8 protein-coding genes and 1 pseudogene are annotated in these 7,860 nt (G+C 63.7%); 2 read left to right on the plus strand and 7 right to left on the minus strand.

What is annotated here, in order from left to right; genetic code table 11:
* Positions 1 to 153: 153 nt before the first annotated feature.
* The 4 genes and pseudogenes from ACOGJB_RS12150 to ACOGJB_RS12165 all read right to left on the minus strand — a co-directional run.
* Positions 154 to 708: pseudogene (locus tag ACOGJB_RS12150) on the minus strand (UGSC family (seleno)protein); the annotation flags it as partial.
* A gap of 103 nt (positions 709 to 811) precedes the next feature.
* Positions 812 to 1,675 carry a nucleotidyl transferase AbiEii/AbiGii toxin family protein gene (locus ACOGJB_RS12155; protein ID WP_419837381.1) on the minus strand — a complete coding sequence of 288 codons (864 nt, stop codon included), beginning with the start codon at positions 1,673 to 1,675 and terminating at the stop codon, positions 812 to 814.
* Positions 1,668 to 2,495 carry a transposase gene (locus ACOGJB_RS12160; RefSeq protein ID WP_419837382.1) on the minus strand — a complete coding sequence of 276 codons (828 nt, stop codon included), beginning with the start codon at positions 2,493 to 2,495 and terminating at the stop codon, positions 1,668 to 1,670. Before ACOGJB_RS12160 ends, ACOGJB_RS12155 begins: the two co-directional genes overlap by 8 nt.
* An 85-nt stretch (positions 2,496 to 2,580) precedes the next feature.
* Positions 2,581 to 2,853: a hypothetical protein gene (locus ACOGJB_RS12165; RefSeq protein ID WP_419837383.1), complete on the minus strand. Its 273-nt coding sequence runs from the start codon at positions 2,851 to 2,853 to the stop codon at positions 2,581 to 2,583.
* A 76-nt stretch (positions 2,854 to 2,929) separates the two neighbouring features.
* On the opposite strand from ACOGJB_RS12165, the gene ACOGJB_RS12170 reads away from it, so the two are divergent.
* Positions 2,930 to 3,052: a hypothetical protein gene (locus ACOGJB_RS12170; protein WP_419837384.1), complete on the plus strand. Its 123-nt coding sequence runs from the start codon at positions 2,930 to 2,932 to the stop codon at positions 3,050 to 3,052.
* An 82-nt stretch (positions 3,053 to 3,134) separates the two neighbouring features.
* On the opposite strand, the gene ACOGJB_RS12175 is transcribed toward ACOGJB_RS12170, so the two are convergent.
* Both ACOGJB_RS12175 and ACOGJB_RS12180 read right to left on the minus strand, forming a co-directional pair.
* Positions 3,135 to 4,121, minus strand: a complete 987-nt coding sequence (locus ACOGJB_RS12175) for a nucleotidyl transferase AbiEii/AbiGii toxin family protein (protein ID WP_419837385.1) — start codon at positions 4,119 to 4,121, stop codon at positions 3,135 to 3,137.
* Positions 4,118 to 4,969 carry a hypothetical protein gene (locus tag ACOGJB_RS12180; protein WP_419837386.1) on the minus strand — a complete coding sequence of 284 codons (852 nt, stop codon included), beginning with the start codon at positions 4,967 to 4,969 and terminating at the stop codon, positions 4,118 to 4,120. The genes ACOGJB_RS12175 and ACOGJB_RS12180 overlap by 4 nt, the downstream gene beginning before the upstream one ends.
* Before the next feature lie 505 nt (positions 4,970 to 5,474).
* Here ACOGJB_RS12180 and ACOGJB_RS12185 point away from each other — a divergent pair.
* A complete protein-coding gene (locus tag ACOGJB_RS12185) occupies positions 5,475 to 6,026 on the plus strand; it encodes a helix-turn-helix domain-containing protein (RefSeq protein ID WP_419837387.1) in 552 nt (183 codons plus the stop codon).
* Positions 6,027 to 6,035: 9 nt separating this feature from the next.
* On the opposite strand, the gene ACOGJB_RS12190 is transcribed toward ACOGJB_RS12185, so the two are convergent.
* Positions 6,036 to 7,334, minus strand: a complete 1,299-nt coding sequence (locus tag ACOGJB_RS12190; protein WP_419837388.1) for an ATP-binding protein — start codon at positions 7,332 to 7,334, stop codon at positions 6,036 to 6,038.
* Between the last annotated feature and the right edge of the window lie 526 nt (positions 7,335 to 7,860).

Here is a 7,860-nt window from a genome sequence, read left to right on the forward strand (position 1 = left end):
GGGGTTCATGCGAACGGTGCCCGGTCCACCTTGGGGTCGACCGGTGTTGTCGGTGCTGACGCCCGCGACCGCACCGGTCGCGCTGCTGCCGCCGGTCGTGCTGCTGCCGCCGGTCGTGCTGCTGCCGCCGGTTGCCGCCTCCGTCAACCCGGCGATTACGGCGTCGACGGTGTGGTCGACGAAGTTGCGTTCCATCTCGGCGGCCGACTGGGCATCGACGTGGCCCACGGTGACCGCCAACTGCAGACCGTCGAAGCCGTGTCCGCGGGCGGTCGCGACGGCCTGGCCGTCGAAGCTCTCGCACACGATCGAGACCGACGGCACCCCTGCGGCCTCGGCTGCCACTGCTGCCCGCGCCACGGCGGGCGTGCAGCTGCCTCAGCAGCCCATGCCCGACACCACCGCGTCCACACCTCGTGAGCGCAGCGATTCAGGCAGGCGGTCGATCATCTCGGCTTCGTCGCCGCCGTGGGTGTTGCCGAAAGCTTCGTAGCCGACGAAGGTCACATCGCGATACCGGGCAGCGAGTTCGCGCTCGAGCACCGGGAACAGTTCGTCGCCCCGGAACAGGTAGTCCCACAGGAAGCCGATCCGCTTGCCTGACAGCGTGTCGAGCCGCGGCGCGAGCGCTCGCTGTTCGATACCCGACGGCGCCCCGGGCCAGACAACGTCATAGGCGGGTTCGCCGCCTGAATCAATGGCAGTCATAGGTCTTGGTGAGGGGCCGGTTGGTGAGGGGCCGGTTCGGTGTCCGCATGGCGAAATCCTACGAGACAGCGGAATGTCAGAATTTGACGGCGCCAGCTCGATATCAGCGGCGCCGGCGATGAGGCCCCTTGTGACCTGGCGGCAGCGAGCATTGGGCTCTGGCGCGCGGCATCCACTGCCCGCACCGTCCTGGCATGGCGGATGATCGCGGGGCGCCGAGATCGGATGCATGGGCGGCGGTGCCAGCTTGGATGTGTTGATCGGCTATCTCGACCATGTAGCGCTGCAAGTCCTCAGAACGGCTGCGCAGATGCACGAATACGTCTTCTCGCAACGATTCGAAGGCGCGATCGGGTTCCACGTAGCCAGGGTCAGCCAATACTCGCAAGACGCGACGCATGGCTGCTGGGTTCGGATGCACGTCCAGCCCGAACACTCGGCGATAGAACTCCAGACCGTCCTCAAGCGTGTATCCGCTGAGACGATCGATAGCCGCAAGATCTACGAAGTCTCGCAGTTTGCCGCGATCTGATGCCGCCGCGAGCTTTGATGCCAAGAGATCCGGTAATTCGCCTACCGCCATGCCTTCGATGCATCTCGGTGCTTGCAGCCATCGCATGTCATGCGCCTGCATATCGCCGCTTCCCAAAGACAAGAACACGTCGAACCTGACGTTGTCGATGAGAGCGCAGTAGCCGTTCTTTCGTGCCTCGATGACGCTGCAGAATCTCCAATAGTCATCGGGGCGAATTGACCGCAATTGACTCTCGATCAGCGTCTGTACATCTCTGCCGTCGAATGGAATCAGCGTCATGATGTCGATGTCTTTGCTCGCGCGATGACGCAGGTGCAACGTCAATGCGGTGCCGCCCATCAATCGGCCTTCAATGCTCTTGGCCACCACGGACGCAAGAGGCCAAAGAGCGCGCAACTCAGGGTCAAGCAGATCGTCGTAGCTGTCAAGCACGAGCTGTCGTCCGGCGTTCGATTTCGCAAGCGACGAGAGACGCTGCATCACCTTTCTGGTAGCCGCGTATCTGCTCGAGCGTCTGCAATGCGTGGAGCGGCAATGTTGCCAACGCCCATGCTTCGGCGCTGAGGTCATTGCTGCCAATCGTTGACCCTGCGATCCGCAGTGCGTCCTCGGAGATTCGCAGCTCGGGTCCTGAAGTGCCCGACCAGAAGAGATGCCAGAATTCCGGCGGCACTGCATCTGGCGCCGGAAGGGGTGGCATCGGTGCCGGCTGCTGCGGCAGGTACCTCAAGGCGCTGATGCACTCTGAGCCGTAGGTGAGCGCCCAGAGCGACACCGGGGCCAGCACGTGCCCGTCGTTGATCGCCCTATTCCGACGCTCGGTCCAGCCACGCTGTTCCAGCCGCCGCAGCGCTCTGCGAGTCTGCGACGGCGACACAGCCGCGAGCTCGGCCAGCTTGGCTGATGTGGCCCCCAGCGGACGCCGGCGCAGCGCGGCCATGACCTTGCGCTCGCTTGCGGGCAGCCCTGCTGTGATGCTGCTGCCCTCGGCGCTCTGATCGACTTGCTGATCGACGGATTCCACGACGGCGGCGATCTCGAGGGCGCAGCGTCGGCTGCCGGCCCATTTGGTCCCGGTGATCGCCGTGAAGTCGCGTCGGCAGTCGCGGCATCGCCACTGCGGCCAGCGCCGATCCGGGCGACGCTTGCGGACAGCGACGTTGCGGCTGTCGCACTTGGGGCAACGCGCGCCGTCAGGCCAACGCTGCTGCGCGACGAAGCGCTCCGCTTCTTCGTCATCGCGTGCGCCCATCCCCCGAAACGTACCACCTGGGTACTGAGCTGGGTGCAGATAGTCGCGCTATTGAGCAGATCGTCTCGGTGCGTGGAGGGGCATCTCAGCGTGATCGGTGCCCTCCAGCGTGTCCGACTGGAAGGATGCAGCGGGCATGGGCACGGGGCATCGGCGCATTGAGCATCACCGTCTTGCCGGATCCTCGTGGCCCCAGAAGAAGACTGGTGAATCTGTTGTCCCGAGGGCCGCCGCCGAGGCCAGCGCGCAGCGCACCGTTGAGCGCATCACGGCCGACCACCACATGGGGCTCCTGCCCGAAGTCAGGTGTGAAGAGATTCGGGGGAGGCACATTGGGGTTCGCCAGCAGACCTGCCACACGCCCAACGTATCGCACTATGTGCCTCATTTTCTCACGAAGTGCCTCATGAGCGACTCAGACCTCCTGTGTGGCCGTGCCGCCGTGTTCTGACAGGCCCTCGTTCGGGATCACCAACTTCGACCACTACCGAATCCGAGTCCTGCTGTATGCAGGAAAACCCGACTGGACCCTGCTCGACACCCTCACCCCACGCTAAAGCGCGAAGAGCCCGTTTGGGGAGCCTCAGTGTCGGCATCGGCCGTCTTGTTGCGCTGTGCCGAGGATGAGCCGAAGGCGCTCTAGCCATTGTGCTTGTCGCGACGGCAGGCCCCGGGATGTCCTTTGCGAAGTGTGCATCGGGCATTCGCTACGGGTAGACGTTTCCCGCATCTGGCTTGCTTCTGCCTGCTTGCAGTGGCGTGATCATCTATGAGTCTCCCGATGGCGGTCTGCAGGGATTGATCTTGTTGTGTCTGTTGTTCGTTCTCGACCACGGAGTCGAACACATCCAATGATTTTGTGATGCGTCCTTCCCATTCGTCCAGTAGCGCCTCGAAGCTGTCCGGCCCGTCCGTGATCAGCCCCGCAGCGCGAGATTCCCTGTAGTCGTTGTCCAGTTCATCGAACGCTTGGAAGCTCTCTTCGAGCAGCTCCGTCATGATCGCATGGCCCGGCGGACCGTCGAAAGTGAGATTCTGCCGACGGAGGTGCTGTCCGACGAAAACGGCAGTGTCGAGATCGTCTGACTCAAGCAGACGCCACATGTCGTAGTAGTCACGGGATTTCGCTCGCTGCTGGTTCAGTATGCAGTCGAGTTTCGCTGCGACAACCGAATTCAGCGAATATCCCAACACCGGATACGATCGGTCAATGCCCGGATATCTGTCGATCAATTCCCACTGATTCGTTTCCGGCAGGTTGTCTTGTGCCATGTTGCGGTTGATGTCAATCTTGATGCGTCCGCTTCCGAGAGTCTTGCTTCTCCACTCGACGCGAGCGTTCTGCGAACCCCAATGCACTTCGCATTCTGTGCTGTACCGCCGGTCAGTCAGCTTCGCCAAGTCCAGCAGGAAGACCAGAATGCGGTCCTTGTTGGCAGTCTCAGGTGGGCCGATCCAGTCGAAATCCAAGTCCTCAGAGAATCGGTACTGCTCTGCCCAGCAGGCCCGCAGCAGCGTCCCTCCCTTGAAGCACATCCGCGGGTTGGTCTCTTGCTTTTCGGCCAACGCAGCGAGTATCTGGTGCTGAACCATGTCTCTTGCTTCGGCAGGTGAAAGAACGCTCATGTCATTAGGGATGCCACGAGCACGCTGGGATGCCGATCCCACAGGACTTTGTGTTCGATGTCTGCCCATGCAGCTTCGGACGGCCCGAGCGGGCTGCGCCTGGATCGGCGCAGGCGAATCCACGCGTCGCCGCGCCGGGCGCTCACGATGTCTGCCCACTCGTCTGTGGCGCTGTGCAAGCTGTCGCCGAGGTCGTTTGCTGCGAAGCGGCGCAGTGCGTCCGCGATGGACGACAGACGCCGCAGCCCTGCGCGCATCTGCAGCGCGTCGCTGAGTTCGATGGCTTCGGCAGCGTCGAGAATGGTGCCGTCCTCTGCGAACGCCCACGCTATGCGTTCGTCCCACAAGGGCGCAGCAACATCGTGGTGGGCAGTTTCGACGGCAGCGCGTGTCGGGGACGACATCCATGTGCGCGCGGTCAGCCTCGTCGCATACATAGTGACACGATCGCTGCTTTCGCTGAACACAGTCATTCCCAGCGGCGCAGCAGTCCTAGCGTGTTCATGCGGGAGCGACAGTTGCGGCCCGATGACAAGCGGCACCCCGGCGGCTTCAAGCGCCATCATGTGCGACATGCGGCGCGGCTGCGGGCCGATCACTGCATCCATGAGGCACTCGTTGGTGTTCATCCAAGCAGGCGGGAACGGATGAGGCGCGCTGTATTCGGCAACAGGCGCTTCGCAGTCGCGGCGCTGCCACAGGCCCCGTCCGACTCGCGAAATGGCGCCCTCAGCGGCGGCAGCACGCAGGGCACGCGACGCAGACGACAGCTTGATGCCGGCACACGCGCAGAACTCGTTCGTCCTGAAGACGAACGGCATCTTCACAAGCGCATATGCAGAAGCCATACGAATAGTATACATCAACGAACGAAGATGCGCCAAGTGAAACGCATCGAGTCGCGTGGGTTGTGCAGTCGGTGCCACATGGCAGCCACACGCGCAGGCACACTCAACGAGATCGCCCAAGCGGCGAAGCGGCAGACTCGGGCACACGCGGCGAGTTAAACGGCTGTCATATCCTCGGGCTTGTCCCCGTGCGTCGCTTCAGGTCGCGCAGGTCGGTATTGGCCATTTTGGTGGTCTCGGCGAAGGGACAGCCGCGAGTCCGGCACTTGAGGCTGAAGCGGGTGCCGTTGCCGAGCGAGCATCGGCCGCCACCATGAGGGTGCTGGGTGCTGCCGATGAGGTCGTGAGATCGATCTGAGTGTTCTGTTGATGTATTCCTTCAACGGTGGCCGCCCTTTCGGACGGCTAAAGAGGCGCTTCGCACTCATGATGGTGGTTGTGTCCTCGACGGGTACGGGTCTGACTCTGCGCTTCGCTGGTTTCGTGCCTTGCAAACGATCTGCCGGTGTTCGGTCGGGCGGTGCGGCTGGTATGGCGCAGGCATCGCTGGCTGTGCCCGCATCAGGACTGCCCGGTGCGCACGTTCACCGATCAGCAGCCTGCCGTCGCGCCGCCCAGGGGGCGCATGACCAGCCGGGCGGCCCGCTGGGCGACCCGTCGCGCCGGTGCGGGACGCGCGATCACCGAGATCGCAGCCGAGTTGGGATGCAGCTGGCGCACCGCGATGGCAGCAGTGCACCGGTGGGGCCAGGCGCTGCTCGACGCCGACGCTTCACGCATCGACGGGGTGACCGCTTTGGGGCTCGACGAGATCTTGATGTTCCGCCGCGGCCCCTATCGCAAGGCGTTCACCGATGCGCTGCCCGAAGCGGTCCAGGTCGCCGATCCGTTCCATGTGGTCAAGCTCGCCAACAGCGCCGTCGACGAGGTGCCAGCAGACCTGCCAGACGCCCAACGTAACGCACTATGTGCCTCATTTTCTCATGACATGCCTCACGAGCGACTTAGCCCTCCGGCGAGATGTCCGGCCCGGTTGCCGTTCAGAACGTCGGTGTGAGCGCCGGCTTCAGCGAGACCTGTGCCCTCCTCGATGACCGAGGCGAAGGATGCAACGTGCTCGCGCCCGCGGCATCGGGTGATTGCAGCGCGGCGACAGGGCACGAGCGGACTCGTGCGTCACTGTCGCCTCCGTGCGCCCGTAGCCCGATTCGATCTCGATGCGCTCAGCGACCGTGCTCGCCGCAAGGGCGCAGCCGAATCCGATTTCCGCCTCGGGGCCGGCCGGGTGCTCGTGAGCGTTCACGACCTCGATACAAGCGTTGTCCATCAGCCACTGTTCGGCGGTTGCCATCTGGGCAGCGCTGAGTCTTGATCCGGTGCCGAGATCGCGTCGTGTGGCCGTGCCGCCGTGTTCTGCCAGCGCTGCCAGGTAGCGGCGTTCGATGGGGGTGAGGCTGTCGAACGTCGGTCGATACACACGGTCCTGCATGACGGACGCGGTGACGCGGATTGACTCCAGGGCGGCGTCGCTGTCGATCCCGGAGTCTGGTGCGCCGGCGATTCGCCATGCGTGATCGCCGAGCAGCTGCATCTGGTACGGCAGACCGTCACATGCGTCGGCGAGCAGTCTCGCCGCTTCGAGCGTGCATTCTCCGGCGCCGGCAGTGACGGATTCGGTGACGAACCGGAATGCGTCCGCAGCGTCGATCAGCGGCAGGTCGACGCATTCGCACCGTCGAAAGAACGAGAACCTGTCGTCGGCGAGGTAGGTGTGCTTGATCTCCGGCAAGCTCGCGCCGGCGAACGCCAACGGCATCTGTCCACGCTTGGCGACATGCTGGATGTCGTTGGCGAGCCGCAGCAGCGCGTCCGACTCGCAGCGATGCATCTCATCGATGGACAGCAGGACCCCAGCACCGCTGTCTGCGGCAGCCGATGCGAGTTCGGTGAGCTGTCGTCGAAGACTCCATCTGGGCTGCACTCTTCGCAGCGATTCTCGGCGTGCATGGAACGGGCCGATGCGAACGCCCTTGACCGTGGTGATCTGTTCGCTGCCGTCACTGCTGCGGTCGTCGCCCGATGCGGCCCATTCGATCATCTCGGAGATCCGTTCGCCCACGCCTGTGCTTGCGGCATCGACAGAAATGACTGTCCAGCCGCGCCGCGCGGCGTGGTCCTCGATCTCGTTGAGAAGCACGGTCTTGCCCGAACCTCGCGGCCCCATGTAGAGAGCGGAGAATCCGCTGCTGCCGGGGCCTTCTTCGAGGGCAAGACCAGAGGCCGAAAGTAACCCGTCCCTGCCGATGAGGACGTGTGGAGCGAAGCCGAACGTCGGAGTGAACGGATTGCGCGTACCGAACTGCATATATGCAACATTATTGCATTTATGCAGCGAGATGGGCGGACGGTGAGCGGGAGGCTTCGGTCTGGGGGAGTAGCCTTTCGGCGATGTTGGCACTCTGGGAGTTCGGTGAAGTGGGCCCATCTGGCACTCTGGAATCATTCGAGCCCTCGCCTCCTCCCAGAGTGCTGAAGTATGGAAACTGGGCAGGAGTGCAACTCTCTGACTTGCGGGTACGAGCCCGGCGACATCCGGGGGGGGGGGGTACTCGCGCAAACCACGGTTCGCCGCCCGCGGAGGTGCCACAAGCTTCGATGAGGACTCGAAGGTGGCTGTGCCTCTATATGACATTCAAGGCCGAAGAGCCTGTGAATGGGCGTCATCGGTGCTCGCTGGAGTCGGAGTGTGGAAGTCGCGGGTGCATCGAGATCGGGCACATCGAGACGGGGCCGCCCGTCGGTAGCCTGCGACGGCATCGGCCCGGTGGCTCTGCGTGCGTCCGGAGACCGAACTGCGGTCGTGCGGACGCCACTGGAGGCTGGCTGAACCG

It is taken from the genome of Candidatus Poriferisodalis sp., from assembly GCF_965208895.1.
Classification (GTDB): domain Bacteria; phylum Actinomycetota; class Acidimicrobiia; order Acidimicrobiales; family Poriferisodalaceae; genus Poriferisodalis.

What these genes read in the sequence shown, in the direction of transcription:
- ACOGJB_RS12160 (WP_419837382.1), bottom strand. Translation starts at nt 2,495, where the DNA reads ATGGGCGCACGCGATGACGAAGAAGCGGAGCGCTTCGTCGCGCAGCAG.
- ACOGJB_RS12175 (WP_419837385.1), bottom strand. Translation starts at nt 4,121, where the DNA reads ATGAGCGTTCTTTCACCTGCCGAAGCAAGAGACATGGTTCAGCACCAG.
- ACOGJB_RS12180 (WP_419837386.1), bottom strand. Translation starts at nt 4,969, where the DNA reads ATGGCTTCTGCATATGCGCTTGTGAAGATGCCGTTCGTCTTCAGGACG.
- ACOGJB_RS12190 (WP_419837388.1), bottom strand. Translation starts at nt 7,334, where the DNA reads ATGCAGTTCGGTACGCGCAATCCGTTCACTCCGACGTTCGGCTTCGCT.